At 63.0% G+C, this 25,188-nt stretch carries 20 protein-coding genes; 11 read left to right on the top strand and 9 right to left on the bottom strand.

Annotated elements, in window-relative coordinates:
• Window positions 1-37: 37 nt before the first annotated feature.
• The 5 genes from FIV42_RS31515 to FIV42_RS27805 all read left to right on the top strand — a co-directional run bounded on the left by FIV42_RS31515 (window position 38) and on the right by FIV42_RS27805 (window position 8,553).
• Window positions 38-2,263 (top strand): thrombospondin type 3 repeat-containing protein, encoded by a 2,226-nt coding sequence (locus FIV42_RS31515; protein ID WP_168210992.1) that lies wholly within the window; start codon window positions 38-40, stop codon window positions 2,261-2,263.
• Between the two features lie 161 nt (window positions 2,264-2,424).
• Window positions 2,425-3,366 carry a hypothetical protein gene (locus FIV42_RS27790; protein WP_141200853.1) on the top strand — a complete coding sequence of 314 codons (942 nt, stop codon included), beginning with the start codon at window positions 2,425-2,427 and terminating at the stop codon, window positions 3,364-3,366.
• 78 nt (window positions 3,367-3,444) lie between these two features.
• On the top strand, window positions 3,445-4,890 hold the full coding sequence (locus tag FIV42_RS27795) for an AI-2E family transporter (RefSeq protein WP_141200854.1): 1,446 nt from the start codon (window positions 3,445-3,447) through the stop codon (window positions 4,888-4,890).
• Between the two features lie 113 nt (window positions 4,891-5,003).
• Entirely contained in the window at window positions 5,004-7,262 is a 2,259-nt protein-coding gene (locus FIV42_RS27800; protein WP_141200855.1) for a J domain-containing protein, read from the top strand.
• A 37-nt stretch (window positions 7,263-7,299) separates the two neighbouring features.
• Window positions 7,300-8,553: an alkaline phosphatase family protein gene (locus tag FIV42_RS27805; RefSeq protein ID WP_141200856.1), complete on the top strand. Its 1,254-nt coding sequence runs from the start codon at window positions 7,300-7,302 to the stop codon at window positions 8,551-8,553.
• An 83-nt stretch (window positions 8,554-8,636) separates the two neighbouring features.
• Here the strand turns inward: FIV42_RS27805 and FIV42_RS27810 are convergent, their stop codons facing one another.
• Both FIV42_RS27810 and FIV42_RS27815 read right to left on the bottom strand, forming a co-directional pair.
• Window positions 8,637-9,332 carry an SPOR domain-containing protein gene (locus FIV42_RS27810; protein ID WP_141200857.1) on the bottom strand — a complete coding sequence of 232 codons (696 nt, stop codon included), beginning with the start codon at window positions 9,330-9,332 and terminating at the stop codon, window positions 8,637-8,639.
• Window positions 9,333-9,510: 178 nt separating this feature from the next.
• Window positions 9,511-10,410: an NAD(+)/NADH kinase gene (locus FIV42_RS27815; protein WP_141200858.1), complete on the bottom strand. Its 900-nt coding sequence runs from the start codon at window positions 10,408-10,410 to the stop codon at window positions 9,511-9,513.
• A 274-nt stretch (window positions 10,411-10,684) separates the two neighbouring features.
• Between FIV42_RS27815 and FIV42_RS27820 the strand changes: the two genes are divergently transcribed.
• From FIV42_RS27820 to FIV42_RS27835, 4 genes are all read left to right on the top strand, one after another.
• The gene (locus FIV42_RS27820; RefSeq protein WP_168210993.1) at window positions 10,685-12,208 is read left to right on the top strand and encodes a sensor histidine kinase; all 1,524 of its coding nucleotides are present in this window, start codon (window positions 10,685-10,687) and stop codon (window positions 12,206-12,208) included.
• A 91-nt stretch (window positions 12,209-12,299) separates the two neighbouring features.
• Window positions 12,300-14,279, top strand: coding sequence for an FAD-containing oxidoreductase (locus FIV42_RS27825; protein WP_222615334.1), 1,980 nt, complete (start codon window positions 12,300-12,302; stop codon window positions 14,277-14,279).
• A gap of 261 nt (window positions 14,280-14,540) precedes the next feature.
• Complete coding sequence (locus tag FIV42_RS27830; protein ID WP_141200860.1) at window positions 14,541-14,864, top strand: SCP2 sterol-binding domain-containing protein; 324 nt, start codon at window positions 14,541-14,543, stop codon at window positions 14,862-14,864.
• A 136-nt stretch (window positions 14,865-15,000) separates the two neighbouring features.
• The gene (locus FIV42_RS27835) at window positions 15,001-16,161 is read left to right on the top strand and encodes a CaiB/BaiF CoA transferase family protein (protein WP_141200861.1); all 1,161 of its coding nucleotides are present in this window, start codon (window positions 15,001-15,003) and stop codon (window positions 16,159-16,161) included.
• Between the two features lie 284 nt (window positions 16,162-16,445).
• Here the strand turns inward: FIV42_RS27835 and FIV42_RS27840 are convergent, their stop codons facing one another.
• From FIV42_RS27840 to gltX, 7 genes are all read right to left on the bottom strand, one after another.
• Complete coding sequence (locus tag FIV42_RS27840) at window positions 16,446-17,408, bottom strand: transposase (protein ID WP_141200862.1); 963 nt, start codon at window positions 17,406-17,408, stop codon at window positions 16,446-16,448.
• Window positions 17,409-17,640: 232 nt separating this feature from the next.
• The gene (locus FIV42_RS27845) at window positions 17,641-17,871 is read right to left on the bottom strand and encodes a hypothetical protein (protein ID WP_141200863.1); all 231 of its coding nucleotides are present in this window, start codon (window positions 17,869-17,871) and stop codon (window positions 17,641-17,643) included.
• A gap of 2 nt (window positions 17,872-17,873) precedes the next feature.
• Window positions 17,874-19,430 carry a hypothetical protein gene (locus FIV42_RS27850; protein ID WP_141200864.1) on the bottom strand — a complete coding sequence of 519 codons (1,557 nt, stop codon included), beginning with the start codon at window positions 19,428-19,430 and terminating at the stop codon, window positions 17,874-17,876.
• A 21-nt stretch (window positions 19,431-19,451) separates the two neighbouring features.
• On the bottom strand, window positions 19,452-19,844 hold the full coding sequence (locus FIV42_RS27855) for an MGMT family protein (RefSeq protein ID WP_141200865.1): 393 nt from the start codon (window positions 19,842-19,844) through the stop codon (window positions 19,452-19,454).
• Window positions 19,845-19,858: 14 nt separating this feature from the next.
• Complete coding sequence (locus FIV42_RS27860; protein ID WP_141200866.1) at window positions 19,859-20,674, bottom strand: hypothetical protein; 816 nt, start codon at window positions 20,672-20,674, stop codon at window positions 19,859-19,861.
• 3 nt (window positions 20,675-20,677) lie between these two features.
• Window positions 20,678-21,592, bottom strand: coding sequence for a hypothetical protein (locus tag FIV42_RS27865; RefSeq protein ID WP_141200867.1), 915 nt, complete (start codon window positions 21,590-21,592; stop codon window positions 20,678-20,680).
• 351 nt (window positions 21,593-21,943) lie between these two features.
• A complete protein-coding gene (gltX, locus tag FIV42_RS27870) occupies window positions 21,944-23,338 on the bottom strand; it encodes a glutamate--tRNA ligase (RefSeq protein WP_141200868.1) in 1,395 nt (464 codons plus the stop codon).
• 309 nt (window positions 23,339-23,647) lie between these two features.
• Between gltX and FIV42_RS27875 the strand changes: the two genes are divergently transcribed.
• Window positions 23,648-24,670: a penicillin-insensitive murein endopeptidase gene (locus tag FIV42_RS27875; protein ID WP_141200869.1), complete on the top strand. Its 1,023-nt coding sequence runs from the start codon at window positions 23,648-23,650 to the stop codon at window positions 24,668-24,670.
• A 43-nt stretch (window positions 24,671-24,713) separates the two neighbouring features.
• The gene (locus FIV42_RS27880; protein ID WP_141200870.1) at window positions 24,714-25,169 is read left to right on the top strand and encodes an SRPBCC family protein; all 456 of its coding nucleotides are present in this window, start codon (window positions 24,714-24,716) and stop codon (window positions 25,167-25,169) included.
• Window positions 25,170-25,188: the final 19 nt, after the last annotated feature.

Genomic DNA, 25,188 nt, shown 5'->3' on the forward strand with positions numbered 1-25,188 from the left:
GAGAGCGAAGGATCGAGTTCGTAGGGGATTATTCGCGTTGGCCTTGTTGCTCCTCGTGGCGCTGCCGAGCGCGGCGAGTGCCCAGACGGTTGATTTGACGCCGTCGGACGGCACCCCGAGCAACGACACCCTCTATTGGTCGGTGCGCGGCTACCAGTTCACGGTCACTCAGGAGGTGAGCATCGAGGCCGCCGAGTGGTTCGTCGATGTCCCCAACGGCGGGTCGGTGGCCGCGCGTCTGTACGATGCGTCGGGCAATCAGTTGGCCGCCGGGACGGTGTCGGCCGGCGACGGCACCGAGAAGTGGCACATCTCGCAGCTCAGCTACACGCTGCAGGCCAACACCACCTACACGGTCGCGTTTTATTGCGACTCAGTCTCCACCACCTACTTCGATTACCAACATAACCCCACCCAGCCGTTCAGTGCGGGCAACGGGCTGTTCACCAATATCTATAACCGCTCGGCGAATAGCTCGACGGCGGACACCTACCCCGACTATCAGGGCAACACGTGGGCGCCGATGATTCGGTTGGTGCTCGGCGACGACACCGACGGCGACGGCATTTTCGACACCTCGGACAACTGCCCGACGGTCGCCAATGCGTCCCAACTCGACACCGACGGCGACGGGGCGGGCGATGCGTGCGACGACGATGACGACGGGGACACCGTCGCCGATACCGCCGACAACTGCCCGCTGACAGCCAATACGAACCAGACGGATACCGACGGCGACGGCGCAGGTGACGTGTGTGACGACGATGACGACGGCGACGCGGTCGCCGATACCGCCGACAACTGCCCGCTTGCGGCCAACGCGAACCAGACGGACACCGACGGTGACGGGATCGGCGACGCCTGCGACGACGATGACGACGGCGACACGATCGCCGACACCGCCGACAACTGCCCGATGACGGCGAATACGAACCAGACGGATACCGACGGCGACGACGCAGGTGACGTGTGTGACGACGATGACGACGGCGACACCGTCGCCGACACGGCCGACAATTGCCCGATGACGGCGAATACCAATCAGACGGACACCGACGGTGATGGGGCAGGCGATGAGTGCGACGACGATGACGATGGCGATACGATCGCCGACACGGCCGACAATTGCCCGGGTGTGCCCAACGCGAACCAGGAGGATCTTGACGGCGACGGCGCGGGCGACGTCTGTGACGATGATGACGACGGCGACACGGTCGCCGACACCGCGGACAACTGCCCGATGACCGCGAACACGGACCAGACGGACACCGATGGTGACGGGGACGGCGACGCATGTGACGGTGACGACGACGAAGACGGGGTGGTCGACACGCTCGACAACTGCCCGACGACGCCGAACGCCGCGCAGACCGACACAGATGGAGACGACGCAGGCGATGCGTGCGACGACGATGACGATGGAGATACGGTCGCTGACACCGCCGATAATTGCCCGCTCGTGGCCAACATCGACCAGGCGGACAACGACGGCGACGGCGCGGGCGACGCTTGCGACGCCGACGACGACAACGACACTTTCGCCGACACGCTCGACAACTGCCCGGGCGTGCCCAACGACACGCAGGTCGACACCGATGGCGACGGGCAGGGCGATGCGTGCGACGAGGACGACGATGACGATGGAGTCCTCGACGTCGACGACAATTGTGCGACCGAGCCCAACGACACCCAGGCTGACGCCGACGGCGATGGGACGGGCGATGTGTGCGACGACGATGACGACGGCGACACGATCGCCGACACCGCCGACAACTGCCCGCTGGTCGCCAACACCGACCAGACCGACACCGACAACGACGGCACGGGTGACGCATGCGAGGACGACACCGACGGCGACGGCATCGGCGACGATGGCGACGCATCGGGCACCGCGGGCGACAACGCCTGCGCCGACGCGGTCGTGACCGACTGCGACGACAACTGCCCCGGGATCGCCAACCCCGACCAGTTCGACGCCGACGGCGACGGCATGGGTGACGCGTGCGACGACGATGACGACGGGGATACCGTCGCCGACACCGTCGACAATTGCCCGCAGACGCCCAATACCGACCAGGCTGACGGCGACGCCGACGACATCGGCGATGCCTGTGACGACGTCGACGACTCGCCGGCCCAGCTCGGCACGGGCTCGGCGGCCGACTCGGGTTGTGGGTGCAGCAGCACGCAGGGGCCGTCGAACGCGGCGCTCGCGCTGCTCGTGCTCTTGGGCCTCGTCGGCCTGCGGCGCCGACGCCGATAGAGGGCGTGCAGGCGGCGTGGATTCGTCGCGAAATATCCACGCCGCCGGACCTCGTTCCCTCCATGGATTCTACGACCGCCCTCGGTTTTCGGGGGCGGTTCTTTTTGGCCAGCCGGCCGATTTTGTTCTAAGCTGGGCCGCGAGTCTTAACTGGAGGTTTGATGATGTCTAGCAGCACGCTTCGTTCGACAATTTCGGCTCTTGTGATGATGCTGATCGCCGGCCTGGCGATCCCGAGCGCCGTGGCGCAATCCCCGGGCCCCAAAGATACGCCGGCGACCGCCCGAGACGTGCTGCTTCTGATCACCGAGGAGGTCGCGCTCGAAGAGGGCGCGTCGACCACGGTGCGCTACTGGTGGGTCCAGCCCGACCAGCCCAAGTGGACCGAGTCGGACGCTATCTTGCGCAACGCGCTCACCCAGAGCGGCGTCGACCTCGTGGGCCTGTCGAGCAAGGTGCGCATCTCGAAGATCTACCGCACTCCCAACCTGTCGCTGGCGAACGCCGCCACGCTCGGCTCGCTCGTGGGCGCCAAACGCGTGCTCGTGGGCAATATCACCTACGAGCGCAAAAAGGGCATCGGGGCGCTGGGGCTCGAGCGAGTGGCCGCCACGGCCGACGTGAGCCTTGTGTCGGCAGAGTCCGGGGAGACGAGCGCGTTGAGTCGGTTTACCGTCGAGCGTGAAGGCTTTTCGGCCAGCGCCGACGAAGCGCTCGCCCAGGCGCGACAGGAGAGCACCGATGCGCTCGCCGCGCTGGTGTCGAATACCTTGATGCGCGGCCCCGGTCCGGTGGGCGTGCAGGCCGAAGAGAAGTTCATCGGCCTGCGCAACGCCGAGAACGCCCTGGTGCTCCAGAAGGTGAAGAATTTCCTCGAGGGGCTCGACCAGGTCGAGTCGGTCGGGGTGCGCTGGGCCTCCGAGGGCGTGGTCGCGCTCGAGGTCAACCCGGGCAAAAAGGACGCCGAGGACATCATCGAGTACGCCATTCGCGCCCTGAAGAATCAGTCGTTCGAGGAGTTCACGCTGGCCGCGCGCGGCACGCCGAGCGCCGAAGGCCTCGCCGAATTCAGCGTGAGCGCCGGCGATCAGGGCCAATTCTAAGAAGGCCAAATGAGAAGCGTCGCGCGTCTAGCGACGGGCGCCGTGAATGATGATTGTTGAATGTTGTGAGGGAGCAGTATGGCGGACACCGTCGATGTCGAGCGAACCGAGGAGCCCAACGGCGACGAGGACAATCACCGTCAGATGAGCCCCGCGGTGCAGTGGACGCACTACAGCCGGTACCTGTACCTGCTCTCGAAGCTGCTCTTCTTCGGCATCCTCCTTTATATCGGTTGGTGGCTGCTCGATTCGCTGAGCGCCGTCCTCTTCCCCATCTTCGTCAGCTTGCTCATCGCCTATCTGCTCGACCCGGGCATCGACTGGCTCGAGGAGCGCGGGGTAGGGCGCACGCCGGGCATTCTGGTCTTCTTGTTCGTGGGAATCTTGGGGATCGTCGGGATCATCTTGTTTTTGTATCCCACCATCGCCCGCCAGATCGGCAATATCGCCCAGCGGGTGCCCGAGCTGCTCGACTTGCTGCAGAACAAGGCCATCCCGTGGGTCGAGGAGACCTTCCAGTACGAGGTCCCCTCGACCTTCGAGGCGGCCTTCGAGGAGTACGGCGAGGAGGCCAAGGCGGCCGCGCCCGACGTGCTCGAGCGCGTCGGCCAGTGGCTGTCGGGCCTGGCGACGCGAACCGGTGCGCTGGTCGTCAGCCTGCTCAACCTGATCATGATCCCCATCTTCACGTTCTACTTTTTGCGTGATTTCGACGCGATGAAGTCGAAGACGCGTACCTTGCTGCCCGCCCACCGACGCAAGTTTCTGCTGGGCCGCCTGGCCCTGATGGACGACGTGGTCGGCGAGTGGTTCCGCGGCCAAATCCAAGTCGCGGCCATCCTGGGCGTGCTCTACGCCATCGGGCTGGCCATCGTCTTCGGCGCCGTCGGCATCGACGTGACCAGCGGCATCGCCATCGGCATCGTGATGGGCATCCTCAATATCATCCCGTATTTCGGGGTGCTCATCGGGGTGATCCTCACCGCATTGGTCGTGATTCTGGAGTGGTCGGGCTTTGGCGCCATCATCGGCGTGACGCTCGTCTTTACAGTCGTCCAGTTGCTCGAGGGCTACGTGATCACGCCCAAAATCGTCGGCGAAAAGGTCGGCTTGAGCCCGGTGGCCGTCATCATCGTGTTGCTCTTGGGCGGCGAGTTGGCCGGACTTCTGGGGATTTTGCTTGCGATTCCGATCGCAGGCGCCGTCAAAGTCATCTTGCCCGATTTGATCGATTATTACCGAACGACGCCGTTTTATACCGGCGCGAATGTGCGTCCGGCGTATGCGGGGGCGATTGAGACGGGGACGGGGACGGAGACGGGGACGGACACGGAGACGGGAACGGACACGAACACGGACACGAACACGGATACGAACACGAGCACGGAGACGGACACGAACACGAACACGGACACGAACACGGACACGGAGACGGATACGGAGACGGAGACGGACACGGGGACGGCGACGGACACGGATACTGAGACTGAGACTGAGCCGAAGAAGGACGACGACAAGGAGTGAATTAGCGTTTGTTTCTCAGAGTATGCGGACGCCATTTGTCAGCGATGGTACATGGCGAGTAGACTATTGGAGAGTGAACCGTATTTAGCCTCCCGGCGAGTCGACACGAGTATATGGCGGGCGATCTGAAGGACACGACATTTCAAGCGCTGCGAGACCGGCTTCGAGCCGTCATCACCTCCGAATTCGAGCAGATGGCTCCGTCCGACGTGGCCAGCGTCTTGGAGAGCCTTGCGGCCGAGTTGGGGAACGAGGACATCGAGGACATCGCGGAAGCGTCCTCCTCACAGGTGGAGTCCTCGTCGCACACGTCTGCCGCTCTGGAAGAACAGCCCGTGAGCGTGAAGCGGGGCGGCTGGACTGAGAGTCTGACGAGCCGCCTTTCCCAACCAGCCGTTCCCTCACAAACAAGCAGAAGTGGCGGATTGCGCCAGGTTGTGCTGCGCGCCGAGACGCCCGACGCGGTCGCCGCGCTGCTCTACCAGGCGGTGGAAGTGGGCGCGATCTTTGTCGCCTTCGCCGACGCCCCCAAGCTCAACGACCTGATCAACGTCGAGCTCGAGTTTCCCGAGTCGCAGTTCGCCGTCGAAACCCAGGGCCGAGTGGTCCACACCTCGTCGGCGGGCACCGCGGTCGAGGTGTCGCAGCTCGACCGCGAGGATCGGGCCGCGCTCGAAGCCATCTACGAAGACCATCGTGAACACCTCGACAAGAGCCGGGCTCCCGGCGCGGTCGAACCCTCCGAAGAGTCGTACGCCGACACGCGTGAGGTCGAGCTATCGGAGACTTCCGAGGACTCCGATGTGTCGAGTCCCAAAAACGTCTCCGTGCGCCGCACCCTGCAGGGGCCGCCGCCGGTGCGCATGGCGAGTATTTCGAGCTCGACGGTCGACACCGAGGAATCCAAAGACAACGCGTTCGAACGTCACAAACGTCCGAGCACGAGCGTCGTGCTCGGCGCGCTGAGCCCGCAGAGCCGGCGCGGTGATTTTTCGGTGCGCCGCTCGGTCGAGCTGACCGACCCCGACCTTCGCGTGCTCACCTCCACGCAGCGCGCGCTGCGTGATGATCCGTGGGCGGGAAAGACCTTCGGGCCCGAAGCGTCGTGGATCGAGCCGGCGTCCGACCCGGACCGCGTCGAGACGCTGGCCGAAGAGCGCATCATCGACGTGCTTTTGCAGCTGTCGGGCAGCGGATTCACCGGTCTGCTCGAGATCGAGGGCGACAACGTCAAGCGTCAGGTCTACTTCGACGGCGGACTGACCGTCGAGATGACTCGCAAGCCGCGCACGCCCCGCGAAGAACTCGGGCCGATGCTGCACATGGCCGATCGCATCGACGAACAGCAGTTGGGCATGGCGGCGGCTCACGCGGACGAGAACGACACGACGTTCGAGCGAAGCCTGCTCGAGCTCGAGATTCTCGACCACGACCGCATCCGTCACGCCATCGCCGGTCGCATCACCTACCTGTTGCGACAAACATGCGAGGTCAAAGACGGCGAAGTGCGCGTCTACGACAGCGACTCACTGCCGGCGGGCTACTTGCCGGCGCCGCCGCTTCGCGTCCACGTGCCCGTCGAGCGGATCATCTTCAAGCGTCTCTTCGAGCGCCTCAAGCTTCTGGAGACCGACGAGCGCGACGTGCTCGTCGCCGAGCAACTCGACACCTACCCGGAAGTCGCCCCCGGCGAGCGCGACCGCCTCGAGCGCGCCGTCCTCGCCGAGGAGCATTCGCGTCTGGTCGACCGCATCGTCTCGGGGCGGCGTCGGCTGCGCGAGGTCTTTACCGAGAGCAACCTGTCGCCCGCCGAGACCTTCGCGGTGGTCTACGCGCTGCACCGCATGGGCGTGTTGCGCTTCGATACGTCGTTGCACCAGACCATCGTGCGTGAGCGCTTCCGCGAGAACGTCACCGTCAAATACTTGAGCGTGCATAAGGCGAGCTACTTCGAGGTGCTCAACGTGCACTGGTCGAGCTACGACGAGGTCGTCGAGAAGGCCTACAAGGAGCTCATCGAGCAGTTCGACCCGGCCAGCGTGCCCGAGGCGATGGAGCCCGAGGTTCACCAACGCGTGCGTGAAATCCGCGACCGCATCGAGTCGGCCTACCAGGTGCTGGCCGAGCGCGAGCAACGCCACGGCTACCGCAAGCGGATCATGCCCGAGTACAAACTCGCCCACGCGATCCCACTTTTCATGAAGCAAGCGGAGCTGGCCGAGCGGCGCTCCCACTGGTCCGAGGCGCTCGATTCGCTGCGCCGCGTGCTCGAGATCGAGCCGGACAACGACAAGGCCCAGCTGCGCTACGCGCGCATCCAAGATCTGCAGGACGGCCGCCTGTCGGCCAACCCCGCGGAATCTAGCTTCTAATTCACCAGGACATCTCTCTTACCAGGGCATCTGCGTCATGGAACGACTTCGTCTGCTCAGTGAGCTGTGCTTTCGGAACGACTCCAAGATTCTGTTCTGGGTCTTCGACGGTATCGGCGGCGTGCCGCACCCGGACACCGGCAAGACCGAGCTCGAGACGGCGCAGATTCCCAACCTGGATGCGTTCGCTAGGCGAGCCTCCTGTGGCGGCCTCGAAGCGCATGGCGCCGGCGTCGCGCCCGGCAGCGGGCCAGGGCACTTGTCGCTCTTTGGCTACCCGCTCGAGCATTTCGACCTGCCGCGCGGCGTCCTCGAGGTGCTCGGCGCGCAGCAGTGCTACCACAACGGAAAGCCGTGCGATGACTTCGCGCTCCAGCCCACCGACTTGGCGATGCGCGGCAATTACGCCACGCTCGAGCGAATTGGCGACCGTCTGGTCATCGGCGACCGTCGCGCCAACAATATCGCGACCGAGTCGAGCGACGAGGTCTCGCGCGCGCTCAGCGCCGGCATCGACCTCGACGGCTACGATGTCTACATCTTTCCGGGCAAACAGCACCGATTCGCGGCGGTGATTCGCGGCGCCGACTTGCGCAGCGGGCTGACCGACGCCGACCCGCAACGCTCGGGGCTCTCGCCGCGGGCGGTCGAGGCCGAGCGACCCGAGGCGCAGCATGCCGCCGACCTGGTCAACGAATTCGTTCGGCAGGCGACCGAGGTGCTCGAGGCCGAACCCGAGGCCAACACCGTGCTGCTGCGCGGCATCGGCACGCCGCCGTCGGTGCCGAGTCTGCAGGAGTTGTACGGCATCAAGTGTGCGGCGATCGCCACCTACCCGATGTACCGCGGCATCGCGCGTCTGCTCGGGATGGATGTGCTCGACGTGCCGAGCATGTCCCACGAGGATCAGGTCAAAACCCTCGAGGAGAACTTCAACAAGCACGACTTCTTCTACCTTCACATCAAAGAGACCGACAGCGTGGCCCACAAAGGCGACTTCGACGCCAAGGTACGCATCTTCGAGGAGTGCGACGCGCTGTTCGCGCGTGCGCTCGAGCTCGACTTCGACGTGGTGGTGGTCACCGGAGACCACTGCACTCCGAGCGTGCTGGGAGACCACTCGTGGCATCCGATTCCCACCGCGTTGTGGTCGAAGACCGTGCTGTCGGGGCAGGCGAGCGCGCTGACCGAGCGCGAATGCCTGAAGGGCATGCTGGGGCGCCGCGCATCACGCGACATCTTGCCGCTGGCGCTCGCCGAGGCAGGACGCCTCAAGAAATTTGGGGCTTGAGATTTCACCACGGGGACACGGGGAGCACAGAGAATAGCCCATATTCTCTGTGCTCCCCGTGTCCACCGTGGTGAATCAAAGGTTCAGAGGGGCGAGACGAAGGTACTCAGGCTGTTCTTGCGCTTGAGGTCACCCTGGAAGGAGCGGGCCTCGTCCATCGACTGGAACTTGCCGACGCGCACGCGGTAGAACTTGCCTTTGCCGGGGATGGCGGCCGAGACGAGGTGGGGCTCGAGGCCCATCTTGCGCAGGCGATCCATGTGAGCCTTGGCGCTCTCCATTTCGGGGTGCGCGGCGACCTGCAGCGTGTAGCGGGCAGCGGCTTGCTCGGCCTTCTTCGGGGCTTCTGCGGCCGGCTCGGCTTTCTGTTCCGGCTTGGGAGCGGGCTCTTTTGCTTTCGGCTCGGCTTTCTTGTCAGGCTTGGGGGCCGGCTTTTTGGCTTTCGGGGCGGGCTTCTCGGCTTTCTTTCGCGTCGAAGAGAGCGCCACCTCGTCCTTGCGGGTGAGCCCGTCGAAGAAAGCAAAAGTCGGCTCTTCGTCCTCTTGCTCCTCGGCCTTGTCACCGTCTTTACCGTTTGTGCCGTCTTCGTCGGTCGGCTCGGCCACCTGATCGGTGACCGAGACGAGCGGGGCGAGGTTTTCGCGTCGCACCAGGCGCTCGCCGGTGATGAGTCCGGCGCTGAAGACGATGGCGATGAGCACCGTCCAGCCCAACAGACGCTTGAACTTTCCGCCTCCGCTGTTGCTGGCTTTCTTTCGGCTGGTTCTTTTTCGACTCATGGGGCTTGTATGCGCTGTAACCGAAGAAACGTGGGTTGCGTTGCTTATCCTACATCCGCCGTGCGGGTAAGGGGTAACCTACCACGGCGCGATAATGCCACAAGAAATTTCCCTTTTTGATTTGAGCTAGCGGGTCGGGAATAAACGGAAACGAGCGTGCTGAGAGTCTATTGAGACGCTATTCGGCGGTGCGGCGGCGCTCGTCGAGCCCGTACATGACCAGCGGCGGTGCGTCGGCGTCGATGGCCACGACGTCGCCGATGGAGAACGGGTAGCTGATATGGGGCCCGTCAACGAAGATGCGCCCGTCGTGCATCTTCGATATCACCTCGAAGCGCTCGCCGAGGGGGCGAATCCCCTTGAGGAAGTGGTAGGTATGCGAGCGCATGGGGTAGGGCTCTCGCACCAAGAATTGCAGCCGCTTGCTGTCCAGCGGCAGCACGTAGCCGCCTGCCGAGCGAATCGCGGCGGTCGAGCCGGCCGGCGTCGACACCCAGATGCCGCTGGAGCGCTGCTCTTCGGGCTCGTTCTCGTCGACCGTCAGCAAATAATGAGAGACGGCGGCGGGATTCGAGTGGCTGATGAGCACATCGTTGAGCACCGGCACGCTCGACGTTTCGTTGTTGATGGTCGTGTGGAATCGGCGCAACTCGAAGGGCTCCCAGCGCGCTTCGATGGTGCGCGAGAGCAGCTCCGGGAAATCGTCGGCGGTGCCGGCGCAAAAGTAGCCGATGCTCGACTCGGGGTCGGAGTTGATCGCCAGCAGCGGGGTGTGGGTGATGCGGTGCGACAGGTCGAGCACGGTGCCGTCGCCGCCGACGGTGACAACCAGGTCGTAGCCGGACGTTTCGACGACGTCGCCGCGAAAGCACTTGTCGAACCGGATGCCGCACGAGCTGAGGTGCTCGCTGATATTGTCGAGGCTTCGGGTGTGCGCTTCGTGGGAGCGCTTGAGCCGGCGCACGCTGATGTCGTCCTCGGAGATGAGCCGAGCGACCGACTCGTCATGCTCCTCGAGCACGAGCTTCTCGTAGGCGCTCTTTTTGTGCGCGACCAAGATGTGCGGATTGCTATTCAATGAAGCCGCTCCGAGGTGTCGACGGGCATATCACTCTTATGGGTATAAGCCCGCGATAGCATTGTCGCAAGTCATCCATCGCTCGAAGATAAGCTGCCGCGGGTGATGACAGGCGCGCTGAGTGCACGGATGGTCGGGAAGCTCGCGTACGGGCGAGTTCATGAGGGGGTGGAAAAGTCCGCGCATCGGTCGACCTTTGAAGCGTTGGGGGGCGGTAGCATGCGAACCGAGACAAGAGGGAGTTCATGCAGAAACGGCCAGAGCGAGCTCTGCCATGAGTCCGAAGTGGACGGATTATATTGCGTCGAAGATTCGAGCGGTCGTCGGTCGGCCCGTAGAATCGCCTCGCGGCAGCGAGGCACCGCTGCGCGCAGCCTTCGAGCAGGCTCCGTTTGCCTTCCAGACGTACTCGCCGGACGGAGCCGCCAAGACGGCCAACCAACGCTGGCATGAGTTGTGGGATGCGCCACCTGGTGCTCTCGACGGTTATAATGTCTTCGAGGACCCGCAGGTGCGCGCCCTGGGCGTCGTCGACCAGATTCGGTGCGCGTTCGCCGGAGAAGTCGTACGTCTGTCGCCGATTTACTACGACCCTTCGCGCATCGGACGACAGGGCGAGCCAAGGTGGATTCGCGTGTCGTTTTATCCGCTCAAGGACCAAAACGGTGAGATCTTCGAAGTGGTTCAGGTGACCGATGATATCACCGCGTTGGTGCAGGCAGAGGCCGCGCAGCGCCGCGCGCTCGAGCTGCAGCGCCTGGCGCTCGCGTCGGCAAAGATGGGCATGTGGGACTTCGACGTGAACGCGCAGACGGTCGCTTGGGACGCGCGCTGTCGAGAGCTCTTCGGTGCGACCGAGCCCGTGGTGCCCCTCGAGGTGCCGATGTCGCGCATTCACGAGAACGATCGACCGGAGGTGAATGCTGCGCTCGAGGCCGCGGTAGATCCGACATTAGACAACGCCTACGACGTCGAATTCCGAGTGATTCCGCGACCCGGCGAGCTTCGATGGGTCCACGCGACCGGAAAGGCGCTGCACGAGAGCGGCGGCGCCGACGCCATCGGCACGCGCCTCGTCGGTGTAGTAGGCGATACAACCGAGCAAAAGCAGGCAACCCAGCGTAAGGACGAGTTTTTGGCCATGCTGGGCCACGAATTGCGCAACCCATTGGCCGCCATCCAACTGGCCGTGGATCTGCTCGAGCAACAGGGTGAGGTGGCCTCCATTCGAGAGCGCACCGTGGCGATGCTCGGGCGTCAATCGGCCCAGATGGCCAAATTGATCGACGGGCTTCTGGATGTGTCGCGGATCGTGCGCGGCAAGATCATGGTCGACAAACAGGAGGTCGACCTCACCCAACTGCTGCACGACGTCATCGCCGTGAGAGAGGGAAACGCCAAGGCCAAGAATATCCATTTGGAGGTAGAACTAGCCTCCGATGAGCCCATGGCACTCTGCGCCGATCCCGCCCGCCTCACCCAGATCTTCGAGAATTTGGTTTCGAACGCTCTCAAGTTCACCGATCCCGGCGGCACCGTCAAAGTTGTGGCCGAGCGCTCGAACGGCTGCGCCGTGGTGCGCGTGAGCGATACCGGCATCGGCTTTCGGCCCGAGCGAGCCGACGTTCTCTTCGAAGCGTTCAAGCAAGAGCCCCAAGACATCGCTCGCCAGCGCGGGGGGCTGGGCCTCGGATTGGCCGTGGCTGCGGGGCTGGTCGAATTGCACGGGGGAACCATCGAGGCGCACAGCTCGGGGCTAGGCGAGGGCGCGACGTTCACCGTACGCCTGCCGCTATGAGTGCTGGGACGAAGAGACGACACGATGCCGGAGTCCTGAAGAGTGTGCCAAGAACGATTCGAGTCTGATTCCTCAGGTAGACGAAGCCATCATGAAAGAGCGAACGGAAGTCGTCTCGGAGCTCGAGAAAGAACGAGATATCGGAATGCACCCCGACGAGCTCATCGAGAAGCTGCGCGAGAATGTCGAGATTACCGACCGTACATACCGGCTAGAGACCTACGAGGATTGCTTTGTCGGTGAGGAGGCGTGCGCGTGGATGGTCGAGGCGGGGGTGGCCCGCGACATCGAGGAGGCCGAGCGAATCGGCAACCTGTTGCTCGAAGCCGGGGTGTTCCACCATGTGCTACGCGAGCACAAGTTCGAGAACGATTACCTGTTCTACCGGTTCTCGTCCGATGAGGATCACGGACGCAAGGCCGAGAGCGGCAGCGGCGGAAAGGTGTCGTGGTCCGATGTATTCGGGCCGGCGCATCCTGGCGACTCCGGCGTGGGGCTGCAGCCGCGCATGCCGGACGACGTGATGCTCCAAACGGCGACAAAGGTCGACCAAATCGGCGTGGAGCCGATGGACGAGGCAAACGTCGAGTTGCTCGACCAGGTGCATCCGCCCGCTTGGGTCAATCCGGAGCCGAAGGACCGCTACAACATGGTCGTCATCGGCGCAGGAACCGGCGGATTGGTCACCGCCGCGGCCGTGGCCGGCCTGGGCGGCAAAGTCGCGATCATCGAAAAGCATCTGATGGGTGGTGACTGCTTGAACTTCGGGTGCGTGCCCTCCAAGGCGTTGCTCCGGGCGGCTCGTGCTGCCGCCGAGGTGCGGCGCGCCGGGGAGTTCGGCGTGCACGTTCGAGGCGAAGTCGAGATCGATTTCGGGCAGGTCATGGAGCGGGTACGCGCGGTACGTGCTCAGCTCTCGCACCACGACTCGGCCGAGCGATTCGCAAAGGAGTTGGGGGTCGATGTGTTCCTGGGCGAAGCTAGGTTCAGCGGACCGAACACGGTGCGGGTGGGGGAGACCGAACTCGACTTCGCCAAGGCGTGTATTGCCACCGGGGCACAGCCGGCGGTTCCTTCCATCGCGGGCCTGAAGGAGGCGCCGTATTTGACGAGCTCGAGCCTGTTCAATTTGACCGAGCTCCCTGCGCGGTTTGGTGTGATTGGCGCCGGGCCCATTGGTGCGGAGATGGCCCAAGCGTTCAGCCGGTTGGGAGCGCAGGTGACCCTCTTCGATATCCAGGAGCGCATTTTGCCGCGTGAGGATGTCGAAGCGGCCGAAATCGTGCATCGCGCGCTCGAGGAAGATGGCGTGGTGTTTCGGCTCGGCGCGGATATCGGCAGGGTGTCGTCCGGAGACGAATCGTCGAGTATCTGCGTGCACCTGAACGTCGGGGAGGCAGGTCGCGAAACATGTAAATTCGACCAGCTCTTGGTCGCCACCGGACGACGCCCCAATGTCACGGAACTAGGACTCGAAGAGGCCGGCGTCGAGTTCGACGAGCGTCACGGCGTGGCCGTGGACGACAGGCTACAGACGACGAACTCCGATATTTATGCTGTCGGAGATGTCGCCACGCGTTATCGGTTCACCCACGCCGCCGACTTTATGGCGCGAATGGTCGTAAGGAACGCGCTATTCTTCGGGCGTCAGAAGTTCGACGATTTGTTGATTCCCTGGTGCACCTACACCGATCCAGAAGTTGCTCACGTGGGGCTCTATCCGCGCGACCTCGAAGAGCGGGGCATCAATTACCGGACGTTGACACAGCCCTTTGATGAAGTCGATCGGGCCGTCTTGGAAGGAGAGAGCGAGGGGTTTGTTCGCCTGCACGTCGACGACTCCGGAGCCATCCTCGGGGCGACGATCGTGGGGCCGCGTGCCGGTGACCTCATTAGCGAAATTACCGTGGCGATGCGCGCGGGCATGGAGCTCGACACGCTGGCCGATGTCATTCATCCGTACCCGACGACTGCTTCGGCGATTCGACAGGCAGGCGACGCGTATAATCGGACTCGTTTGACGTTGACCGTCAAGAAGCTACTGCGTCGGGTGTTGTCCATGCGCCGCTGAGTCGGCCCTCGCGATCTGGTTGGTGAGCTCTACGTCGGCTCGAGTTCTCCGCCATACCAATCGCCACTAACTTGTTGGCGAGGGTATGCGTGTTCAGCTTGTTCTTCGCGGGGACCCCCGTCGACCGGATGACAGGCTGCTGGAGGCGCTGACACGCCCGATTCGAGTGAATATGGCTTGCGCATCGCGAGTTGACGTGATAGCAGTTCCCGAAGCTTTTGTTAGTATTTGCTTACAACCTCCTAACGAAGGGGCAAAGAGATGGCGACTGCACAGGAAATCTTCAGCGAGACGCTTCCCAACAAGCTCGAAGGCAACGAGAAGATCCAGAGCATCAACTCGGTCTACCAGTTCAACATCACTGGCGACGACGGTGGTTCCTGGACGGTCGACTTCACCAAAGACGGCGACTACGTCAGCGAGGGTGAGTCCGACGATGCCGACGTGACCATCGAGATGAAGGACAGCGACTTTGTCGACATGTGGGAGGGCAAGCTGCCCGGACCGCAGGCCTTCATGATGGGCAAGATCAAGATCCAGGGCGACATGGGCCTGGCGATGAAGCTTCAGACCTTCATGGGCTAAATCGCGCCAGCCGCGATTGTTTGAAGAAAGGCGCACTCTTTGGGGTGCGCCTTTTTTGCTTTAAATCGGTGCGAGTGCTTCCAGCTTTCGCAAGCGAGGGCAAGATGACCCCGCACCCAACGACAAGGAGCCTCCGATGAACGCTGACGAGTTGTGGTTGTCCGATTTGAAAGTCCTCGACCTCTCGAGGCTTTTGCCCGGGCCGTTTTGCACGTTGATGCTGGCGGATATGGGCGCGGACGTCCTGAAGATCGAGTCGACAACTGGCGGCGACTACGCGCGGTACTATCCGCCGATGGCCGGTGAGTATGGGGCGTTCTTCGCAGGCATCAATCGCAACAAGCGCTCGATGACGCTCAACCTCAAGGAGGAGACGGGCGTCTATGTTCTCCAAAAGCTCGTCGAGGAGGCTGACATCCTCGTCGAGTCGTTTCGGCCGGGCGTCATGGACAGGCTTTGTTTGGGGTACGAGACGCTGTCGGACATCAACGAGGGGCTGATTTACTGCTCGATTTCGGGATACGGCCAGATTGGACCGATGAAGGGCAAGGCCGGCCACGATTTGAATTATATGGCGCGCGCCGGCTTGCTCGAGCAGAACGGGCGCCACGGGGAGAGCCCGGTAGTTCCGGGGTTCCAGTTGGCTGACATCGCCGGTGGGGCGTTGTATGCCGCGGTGGGAATTCTGGCGGCGCTGCACAAGCGCGAGCGCACTGGGAAAGGCGCCCACGTCGATATTTCGATGACCGACGGTGCGCTGAGCTTTCACCTGCCGATGCACTCGTCGTTGGCCGCCGGTCAGCCTCAGGAGCGCGGCCGGGGCATGCTCACAGGAGGGCTTCCTTGCTACAACGTCTACGAGACGAAAGATGGCAAGTACCTATCGGTTGGCTCACTCGAGCCGAAGTTCTGGATGGGATTTGTGCAGGTCATAGACGCCCCGGAGGTCGCAGGTGAGGGCATGAATGCGGGGGAGCAGGGCGAGGAGACACGGGCGCAAGTGGCTGAAGTGCTGCGCCAGAAAACCCTCGAGGAGTGGTTGAGCCTTTTCGAGGAAGCAGATGTCTGCGTCGAGCCGGTGCGTTCGCCGGCCGAGGTCCTCGAAGACGAACTCTTCAAGGCGCGCGAGATGTTCTTCGACATCGCCGGCGTCCACCAGACACGCACGCCACTGACGCCCAAAGACCGCGAACACACGGCAGCGCCCGGCCTCGGTGAACATACTGAGGAGGTGCTCGAGGGGTTGGGGTATGGAGCAGAGGAGGTGGGGGCGATGAAGGACGAGGGGGTCATTTGACCCCTCCCTCAAAAACCACCCCAAATAGGTGTCAGACACCGTGTAAAGCAGGCTCTATGCGGCTCACGGGGCGATCTCCGGGGTAAGACCCCCCATCAAAGCGTTGGAAATACGTGGCACCTTTGATCACGTGACGGGGGCGTTCTCAAATTCCGGCATTATTCTAGGTCATTCGTTGCGGTATCGGCTTCCCGTGCGGCTACGCAGGCACACTTCGGCGGGCTCGCGCCTCGGGAAGGCGCAAACGGGCGGGTACAATGGCTGGGACAGCGAATTGGGGGGACTTAGTTGAGGTGAGGCGGTGGCTCGCGGCGGATATCGCAGCTGCCGCCCACGCAGAACTGGCGGCCCGGCGGAATGGTGCCGTCGGGAAATTCGACCTCCGACTTGCCCTCGCGCCACCTGCCGACTGCGGTTCGGTACCGATCGACGAGAAGTCGTCGGTCTTCGCGGTACTCCTGGCGCTGCTTGAAATCGCCGCCGTGGCACAGGGGCCGAGGCGCCTTCTTCGATTTCCTCGGAGAGTCGCTCCATTTCACGCTGAGCGCCTTCTTTGGCCCAGGGCACGGCACGGTGCGCAGTTTGGCCAACTCTCCGGCGTGTGTGTGACACTCGTCGACGATCTTTTGGTGGTAAGCCTCGTCGTCGAGCTCCTGCCACTGCGGAAGCTTGGCCATCTCGAGGGCGTACCGTTCGGTGGCCATCTCGATGAGCTCTGCTTCGGTCTTGTCCTCGTTCTTCTTTTTTCGCTTCTCCGCCCAGTACGTCTTGCGGTTGACCACCTCGCCCACCATCGGCTTCCCGCTTTTGTGGATGTCCCACGAACACAGCCCCGGCCACTGCTTCGGGTGGTGCACGAGGTTCGACTCAGACGGATTGCACACGATGTAGCGCAGGCGTTGGAGCATCGCCTCGTCTGTGAGGACTTTGATCGCGGTGTAGCGGCGCTCCCAGAAGGTACCGGTGCGGTTGCGTAACTTGTTGATCTTTTTGGCCAGCTGACTCTGGAAGTCGCGCATGAACAGATGCATCTGCAGTGAGCGGCAGCGCGCGAGGATGTGGAAGTGATTGGACATGAAGCAAAACGCGAAGATCTCGACCCCGTACATCCAGGCGTATTTGGACAGCAGCCCCAGGATGATGGCGTTGACCTGCTCCTCGGGCAGAAGTGCATAAATCTGGTGCAGGGTGCGGTTGCCGAGTTCGTAAATGGCGTCCTTTTCCTGATTTCGCAGTGGGTGTCCCATGGGTGCCGTGCTCCGTGAATAGATGAAGGTTCATCAACAGCCCTCATTACGGTTTTCGGCAAAAGGGGACGATTCGTTGCGTGATCGAGCAGATTTTTTTGCGGAGATGCGGCAGAAGATCGGCTCCCCGATCGCGCCGTGATGCGCATGAAAGCTAACCCACACGGTGCCTGACACCGTCTTGGGGGTGGGGCGAGATCGGGGTGGGATTTCTGTTGGCGGCGTGGAGGTGTCAGTACTCTTCGTCGGCTGCGGGGGCGGTGCTTCGTGGTGTGTCGCACGTGCAGCATCGCCCCTCCTCGGTGGTCTCGCAAACTTTGACCTGACCGTCGGGGCAGTTGTCGAAGGTATCGATGCCCGTGCTCATACTCGGGCACCCGAAGGAGCCGATGCTGCACCCGACGCAGGTTGTGGCCACAAAGAGGCTGAGTGCGGCGATATGTCTGGTGACTCGCGTGTTCATGTTCACTCCCTCACATCCAGCACGAATACCGCCGCATTTCGCGGCCCCCAAGTGACCTGCTTGGCAGGCTCATCTTGCAGACGTTTCGGCGCCGGCTCTCGCTCGTGGAAGCGAGCCTGCCACTCTGCGGGGCTGGCCGCAAAGTTAAGCGGATCGATGTCGCCCGAGGCGACGTAGGCTTCGAAGTGTGGGCGCCACTTGCCCGCGTATAAGCTTCTTGAGCGGACTTGCTTTGCCACCGACCGCGCAACCTCGATCGGCAACACATCATCGCGGCTCGCCGGATGGCCCGCTTCGATTGCCCCTTCGGGCGCGCCGGCGAACAAGTTGTAGTAGCTTCCGTGATACGGGTGGTACAGGACCGTAGAGACCAGCCCCGGCAGCAGAAACAATCCCAGCAAGGCGACGAGCACCGTGTGCCGCGTACGGGCTGCCACGTCGCGCTCTTCGAGTCGCTCGACGACCAGGCGCGCGAAGGTCGCCAGAATCGAGGCGGCCAAAATGGCCAACACCGGCGCCGCCATCAGCAGCAAGGGCACGCCGCCCATGTCGCGGGTGCGCAGCGCCCAAGGGAGACCGAGCACAAAGATGAGCGTCAAGATGCTGAAGCTGCGGGGCAGCTCGAACCCCTCCGCCTTATCGGGCGCGTCCACGAAGATACCGAAGCGCTCCGTCGCCGGGAGCAGCAGCGCGGCAACGGCGCCCAGAACGACTTCCGGCGGAAACTCGATGGCCGCCCAAACGGCGCCAGTAGTCAACGGCGACCGCTCCACGGCATACACCGTGCCCTCGAAGAGCACCGGCGGAAAATTCCCCAGCAGCGAAGCGGTCAGGTAGTTGTACCACGTGCCTTCCAGGGCATCGCCAGCCACGCCCAGCGCCCAAAAGAGCACACTAGGAAGCACGACCGCGGCCACCGGAGCCACTAGAATGGCCACAGGCACCTCCGATGTCGCTATCATCCCCTTTGCCTCGGGGTCGCTTCGTCTGCCCGCGATGCCCCGTGCCGCAATCACCACGATGGGCCAGGCCACAATCCACACGAGCGCCGGGGCCCAACTCAGCGTGAGTGCCGCGGCGACGAGAGACAGCAAAAGTGCGGTCCACCACCGGTGCTGGGAGAGCGTCGAAAGACGCAGCAGCCAGCACCACAACAACAGCACAATCGCCGCCGGGCCGGGTGTTGTGGCCGCGCCGGCGACAATCGGAAGCCCCAGAAAGAGCCCCACGGCGATGGCCGCTCCGATTCCCCCGGCGACGGCCTGGGCCATGCGCCAGATGGCCGGAAGCGTCAGTGCCACGGCAATCGCCGAGACCAACGCAAACCCAAACACCTCGTTGTCGAAGGCTGCGGCCAGCGGAATGTAGAGCAGGTCGATGAACGGATGCGGGCTGTCGAATACGTCGACCGGCGCGTCGTTCATCAACGCCTTATTGGCCGTACGCAGCCGCTCCATCAACTCCAAACCGGCCGTACCGGTCCCGCGAAGGCCCAGAACGAGCAGGTAAAAGAGAAGCCCGCCGACTACCAATACCAGCGGGCGCAGTTTTTCGGTCACCATTTTCATCGGCCGATCAGCTCACTCGTCATCTTCCCAAAACAGAACGTCGGGCTCCCACCGAAAACGCTTCAAATCGCATTTCGTATTGCTATCGAATACCACACCCTCGTCCTCGAGCAACCGACGCTGCAACTCGGCGCGCGCGTAGTCTCCCTTGAACGAGATACCGCCCGAGGCGTTGATGACCCGTTGCCAGGGCACCTCGACCCCGTTCGACAGGCTGTTTCGCATCAGCGTGCCGACGGCGCGCGCCGCGCGTGGGCTACCGGCGTACAGCGCCAGCTGGCCGTAGGTGACGACCTCGCCCGGAGGCACCTGCTGAGCCAGCCAGTAGACCCGGTCAGAAAACTCATCGAGCTCACGGCGGATCTCGGCCAGCTCCTCCGAAGATAGGTCGGGCAATTCACGCATGATGCCTCCCTGGGCTACCGAATTCGGAATTGAACGGCGATATTGGCCGAGCCGTATAAAAGCGTCGAGAAGAACGCCTCCTCGGTCGTCTCACCGATGGATACTGCCCGACGCGCGGCGTCGGCGCTTCGGCCGTAGTGTGAGGTGACGAGTCCGTGCACCCGTCCCGAAAGGGCGAGCGCGACGGTGTCAGACACCGTGATCGTCATCCCCAGGCCGCTGCTCGCCTCCAACCCGAGCCGTATGGGGCTGGCATCGCGGGTCACGAAGGTGACCACCGCGGCCCCGCCCACCGGCACGAACACGTCGAAGCCGTCGCCCGGCCAGATAAACCGATAATCACCGTTGAGCCCGACGACATAGAGTTGGTCTTGCTGTTCGTCGCGGATCGGCTGGTCGATCGACGGGTCGAGCGCGCGGTAATCGACCCCGCTGTCGTCGACGCTTCCGTCGGGGCGTACGCGATCGGGCGAGATGGAGCGTCGCCCGACGTGGTGCAATTCGTTGGCGGTCAAGTCGAACCAGCGCAAGCTCAGCCCGGCGGCGATATTCGAGGCGATGAGGCGCAGGCCCAAAGACGTGCCTGCGCCGGTCTCGACGTCGACCAGCGACGGCTCGAGCAAAAAGCGGCCTTGCTCGTCGGTCTGGGTGCGGTCGACCTCAGTGACGACTTCGTTGCGAAGGTAGGAGGTGAAGCCGGCGGCAGTGCCCGCTTCGATCTCGACGCCGAATTGGGGAGGCGCGGCGTGGGCGGTGGAGGCACACAGGAGCGCGGTCGAGACCGCGGCCAGCAATGCAGTCAATAAAATATAGCCGGCAGGCAAACGCACGCGTCACTTCTCCGAAGTATCGTCGCGCTGCTCGGCGTCCGCTGCGGTAGCTTTGAGTTCGAGCGAGTCGACCAGCGCATCCACTACCTTTGGATTTTTCTCATACAGAGCCTGCGGCGTCGAGACTGCAATCTGCACACCCCGTTCGCCGCGGGTGATGAACCGGTAGATGGTGTACATGGGAGTACGCGCATTGGCCTTGGCATTCTGGCGGACGATGACATCGTGCCGGTCGCCTTGTGCTTCAACTTTGGCGCCCAGGGCGGTCTCGGCGTATTTGACCGCGTCGATGGGGTAGTCGAGTGACTCGCTCCGAAGTTCGCCCTCGATGAGGTGGGAGGGGAGAGCGACTACAGACGTCTGCTCGTCGCGGTGCTCGACCAGCCACTTCGAGTTGACCACGGACCCGTCCACGCCCGGAAGCACCAGTCGCCAGCCATTGCCTTCGATCTCGGTCTGCTCGGTCGTCGCTTCGCTTGGCTTTTCCTGCTCATTCGCAGGAAAGTCGACGCTCTGTAAGATGAACCGTCGAGCCTCTTCAGTGCGTGCCATCGCTTCGGGATGCCCCCAGGCTTCGAGCACGTACGTTTCCCCGGCTGCGTTTGCCACAAAAAGCTCGTGGGCGATGGTTTCGTCGGCATCCGAGAACCGTACGCGCACCGAGACCCCCTCGCGCCCGTCCGCCGTCGCTCGCTCGGGCGCATCGCTGTCGACGATGTCGAAGGCGCTGTCGAGCCAAAGGAGGGCCCACGATTCGTGGGCGAATTGCGTCACGGGAGTCTCGAGCCTGCGCAGGCGCATCCGCACCGGCTCGACGGGATGGCGAATCTGGAAGAGGGTGCCCGCGGCCTCGCGGTTTCGTTCGCGTAGCCAGTCATCGGGGCGCGATAGGCTGGCGTCGGCGTCGGGACGGGTCATCCGGACGCTCGACTGGCAGCCGACGAGGAAAAAACCAAAGAGTAGGGTGAGGGCGCAAATGGAGGTGGATTTCATCGATGGTCGCCTTGCAGAGGTTGGAGCGCCACCTATTAAGGGCGCCTGAACGACGGCGCGAAACTGCAATTAGAGTGCGGCGAGGCGTGCAGTGGTCGGTTCGCGACGGCTATTAGGGGCGCCTGAACGACGGCGCGAAACCGCAATTAGAGTGCGGCGAGGCGTGACGTGGTCGATTTGCGATCCACAACCATGCTCGACGGTCGCCTCGCCGCGCTCAAATCCTTTGCCTTTGTCCCAAATAGTGGGCCTCAACTACCCAAACGTGTCAATTGCCTACTCGGCGCGCTCCTTCATGACGGCCAAACCGTCTTTAAGGCGCGCAATCGCACGCTCACGTCCCACCAGATACACCGTGGTGAAGACGCCCGGGCTCGATGTGTTGCCCGTCAGGCACACGCGCGTGGGCTGAGCGAAGTGCTTCAGGCCCATGTCGTGCTTGTCGCACATGCTGCGGTAGACCGTATCGATGTTGTCCGACGTCCACTCGTCTAGGCCTTCCAACTCATCGACCAGGTCGTCGAACGCGTCGGCGTACTTGCCCTTGAGCCACTTGTCGACGGCGCCTTCGTCGCGCTCGATGTCGTCGGTAAAGAAGTAGCTGCTCTTCTCGGTCATCTCGACGAGCGTCTTGGCGCGCTCGCGCATCTCGGCGGCGACGTCGGCGACCTTGTCGTTGACCTCGAGGCCGGCCTCTTCGAGGAAGGGCTTCCAGCGCTCGGCGAGTTCTGCGGGCTCGAGGCGCTTCATCCACTCGCTGTTGACCCACTGGAACTTCTTGACGTCGAACTGCGAGGCGCTCTTGCCCACGTGGTCGAAGTCGAAGAATTCGATAAGTTCGTCCATCGAGAAGAGTTCTTGGTCGCCGTGCGACCAGCCCAGGCGGGCCAGGTAGTTGTTGACCGCCTCGCGCAGGTAGCCCTGGGCGCGGTACTCGGGCACCGAGGTGCTGCCTTTGCGCTTGCTCAGGCCGGCGACCAGCGGCACGTGGCCGAAGGTGGGCGGCTCGGCGCCCAGTGCTTCGTAGACGGGCAGCTGGCGGAAGGCGTTGTTGAGGTGGTCGTCGCCGCGGATGACGTGGGTGATTTCCATGGCCACGTCGTCGCACACGACCGTGAAGTTATAGGTCGGGCTGCCGTCACTGCGCAGGATGATGAAGTCATCGAGCTCGGTGGCCGACACGGTGACTTCGCCTTGGACGAGGTCGTCGATGGTCAACTCGCCTTCGAGCGGCGACTTGAAGCGCACGACGTACGGTTGGTCTTCGGGATGCTCGCTCGGGTCGCAGTCGCGCCAGATACGCGAGTACGAGGACAGGTCGCCGCCGGACTCGAGGGCTTCTTGCCGGCGCTCTTCGAGCTCTTCTTTGGTCGCGAAGCACTTGTAGGCTAGCCCCTTCTCGAGCAGGTCGTCGACCTTCTCCTTGTAGTAGTCCATGCGCTTCGTCTGGAAGAATGGACCTTCGTCGGCCTCCATGCCCATCCACTCCATCGCCTCGAGGATGGCGTCGGTATAACGCTCCTCGCTGCGCTCGAGGTCGGTGTCCTCGATGCGCAAGATAAAGGTGCCGTCGTTGTGGCGAGCATACAGGTAGTTGAACAGCGCGGTGCGCGCGTTGCCCATGTGCAGAAAACCTGTATTGGAGGGCGCAAAGCGTACGCGAACAGACATGAGAGCTCCGTCGACGTTGTAGAATTAGTGTTGTCCGAGTGCCGAAAATCACGGCAAATCGACATGCTCGGGGCTTGTAACACGCCCGGAAAATACGGGTCAAGCTGGGCAGGGCAAGGCCGAATTGCCCCCGATGGGGGCTCGCTGACGGGGGAAGGAGGGCGCCGGGAGGGCTTTTCGTCACGAAGTTGACCTGAAAAGCTTCACGTGCGAGGCCTTGTATGGTTCAATGGGTCCGAGAATTAGAGCCTTTTTGTCGCCGTTGGCGCCGCGCGCCCTGTGGGCCGGCCCAACACGGAGGTTAGGTAGATGTCCAAACGTCGTTTCATTGCTTTGCTAGTTGCCGCCGGAGCTCTTTTTGGCGGGCTTGCCGAAGCTGCCGCGGAGAATAACGCCGCCGAGAAAGGCAAGGTCATCCACTACACGGTCAATCCGGGCGACACCCTGGGCAGCATCGCGCTGCAATTCGGGGTGGACTACGATGACGTACGTGCGTGGAACGAACTCGAGGGGCTGACTGTCGAGCCGGGCCAAGAACTCATCGTCAAGTCCGACAAAAAGCCCAAGAAGAAGCGCAGCCGTCCGCTGCCCGTCGTCCACCGGATTCGCAGGGGCGATACCTTCGAGGGGATCGCCAAGAAGTATGGCGTGAGCGTGCGGAAAGTACGCCGATGGAACCGACGCCTCAACCCGCGTCGACTGCAGATTGGCCAGCGTGTGCGCCTGTATATCCCCGGGCGCGACGGCAAGTCGGTCTCCTGGGGCTCGGCGAACCGCGGTCGGCTCTACAATGGCATCGCCCTCGAAGATAGTGAGGGCCTCAACGTACGCCACGTCTCGCGCGCCTACGGCACCAAGCGCACCATCCAGCTGCTGCGTGCGGCCGCCGCCGACGTCAAGGCGCGCTGGCCCGATGCCCCTGAGATGGTCGTGGGGGATTTGAGCTACAAGCGTGGCGGACGGATTCGCGGGCACAGCAGCCACCAATCAGGCCGCGACGCCGACGTGAGCTACTACTACCGGGGCAACGTCCAGCTGCCCAACCTGTTCGCGATGTCTTACGAGCAGATCGACGCGGTCAAAACTTGGCACTTGTTCAAGACGCTCATCGACACCGGCGAGGTCGAGTATATCTTCGTCGAGCGTGACTTGCAGCGTGCCCTGTACGAGTACGCACGATCCATTGGTTACTCCAAAGAGGCGCTCGCCCCGATTCTGCAGTACCCGCGCCCCAACCACGAGCGCGAGGGCATCATCCGCCACGTCAGCGGCCACGACACCCACTTCCATATTCGTTTCAAGTGCGGCCCCGACGATCGCAACTGCGACTGAATTGCATCCATAACTCGAATAATTCTCGATAAGAGGAATTGAAATGGCTTGGATTGAAGGAACCGAAGAGCAGAGCTTCGAGGTCGAAGCGGCGTATGACGACGTGGTCGACTTTTTCAGCGACCCGGCGACCTTCAAGGAGTGCTTGAGCCAGACCGAAAAGGCCGAAGAGGTCGAGCCGATGGTGTGGCGCTGGGTGCTCCAGGAGAAGTCCGAAAAGGGCATCACCTATCAGGCCGACTACACCGTCGAGTACGAGAAGGTCGACGACGAGCACTTTCGCTGGTCGACCCGCGAGGGCAACATGCGCTCGGAAGGGTTCACCAAGTTTGAAAAGCTCGGCGAAGACCGCACCAAGGTGCACTACAAAGAGACCATCGCCACCGACCTTCCGATCAACCGACTGATGGCGAAGGTCTTCAGTCCCATCGTCTCGCGCGAGATCCGCAAGGGCGTCGGCGAGTTCTTGGGCTGCGCGCGCCAGCGACTGTCGTCGTAAGCCCCCCTTCAACTGACGA

Origin of the sequence: Persicimonas caeni (assembly GCF_006517175.1) — a bacterium.
GTDB classification, from domain to species: domain Bacteria; phylum Myxococcota_A; class Bradymonadia; order Bradymonadales; family Bradymonadaceae; genus Persicimonas; species Persicimonas caeni.

Excerpts from the sequence above, each read along its gene's own strand:
- FIV42_RS27790 (WP_141200853.1), top strand. The coding sequence starts at position 2,425 with ATGATGTCTAGCAGCACGCTTCGTTCGACAATTTCGGCTCTTGTGATG.
- FIV42_RS27795 (WP_141200854.1), top strand. The coding sequence starts at position 3,445 with ATGGCGGACACCGTCGATGTCGAGCGAACCGAGGAGCCCAACGGCGAC.
- FIV42_RS27800 (WP_141200855.1), top strand. The coding sequence starts at position 5,004 with ATGGCGGGCGATCTGAAGGACACGACATTTCAAGCGCTGCGAGACCGG.
- FIV42_RS27805 (WP_141200856.1), top strand. The coding sequence starts at position 7,300 with ATGGAACGACTTCGTCTGCTCAGTGAGCTGTGCTTTCGGAACGACTCC.
- FIV42_RS27810 (WP_141200857.1), bottom strand. The coding sequence starts at position 9,332 with ATGAGTCGAAAAAGAACCAGCCGAAAGAAAGCCAGCAACAGCGGAGGC.
- FIV42_RS27820 (WP_168210993.1), top strand. The coding sequence starts at position 10,685 with ATGAGTCCGAAGTGGACGGATTATATTGCGTCGAAGATTCGAGCGGTC.
- FIV42_RS27825 (WP_222615334.1), top strand. The coding sequence starts at position 12,300 with ATGAAAGAGCGAACGGAAGTCGTCTCGGAGCTCGAGAAAGAACGAGAT.
- FIV42_RS27830 (WP_141200860.1), top strand. The coding sequence starts at position 14,541 with ATGGCGACTGCACAGGAAATCTTCAGCGAGACGCTTCCCAACAAGCTC.
- FIV42_RS27835 (WP_141200861.1), top strand. The coding sequence starts at position 15,001 with ATGAACGCTGACGAGTTGTGGTTGTCCGATTTGAAAGTCCTCGACCTC.
- FIV42_RS27840 (WP_141200862.1), bottom strand. The coding sequence starts at position 17,408 with ATGGGACACCCACTGCGAAATCAGGAAAAGGACGCCATTTACGAACTC.
- FIV42_RS27845 (WP_141200863.1), bottom strand. The coding sequence starts at position 17,871 with ATGAACACGCGAGTCACCAGACATATCGCCGCACTCAGCCTCTTTGTG.
- FIV42_RS27855 (WP_141200865.1), bottom strand. The coding sequence starts at position 19,844 with ATGCGTGAATTGCCCGACCTATCTTCGGAGGAGCTGGCCGAGATCCGC.
- FIV42_RS27865 (WP_141200867.1), bottom strand. The coding sequence starts at position 21,592 with ATGACCCGTCCCGACGCCGACGCCAGCCTATCGCGCCCCGATGACTGG.
- gltX (WP_141200868.1), bottom strand. The coding sequence starts at position 23,338 with ATGTCTGTTCGCGTACGCTTTGCGCCCTCCAATACAGGTTTTCTGCAC.
- FIV42_RS27875 (WP_141200869.1), top strand. The coding sequence starts at position 23,648 with ATGTCCAAACGTCGTTTCATTGCTTTGCTAGTTGCCGCCGGAGCTCTT.
- FIV42_RS27880 (WP_141200870.1), top strand. The coding sequence starts at position 24,714 with ATGGCTTGGATTGAAGGAACCGAAGAGCAGAGCTTCGAGGTCGAAGCG.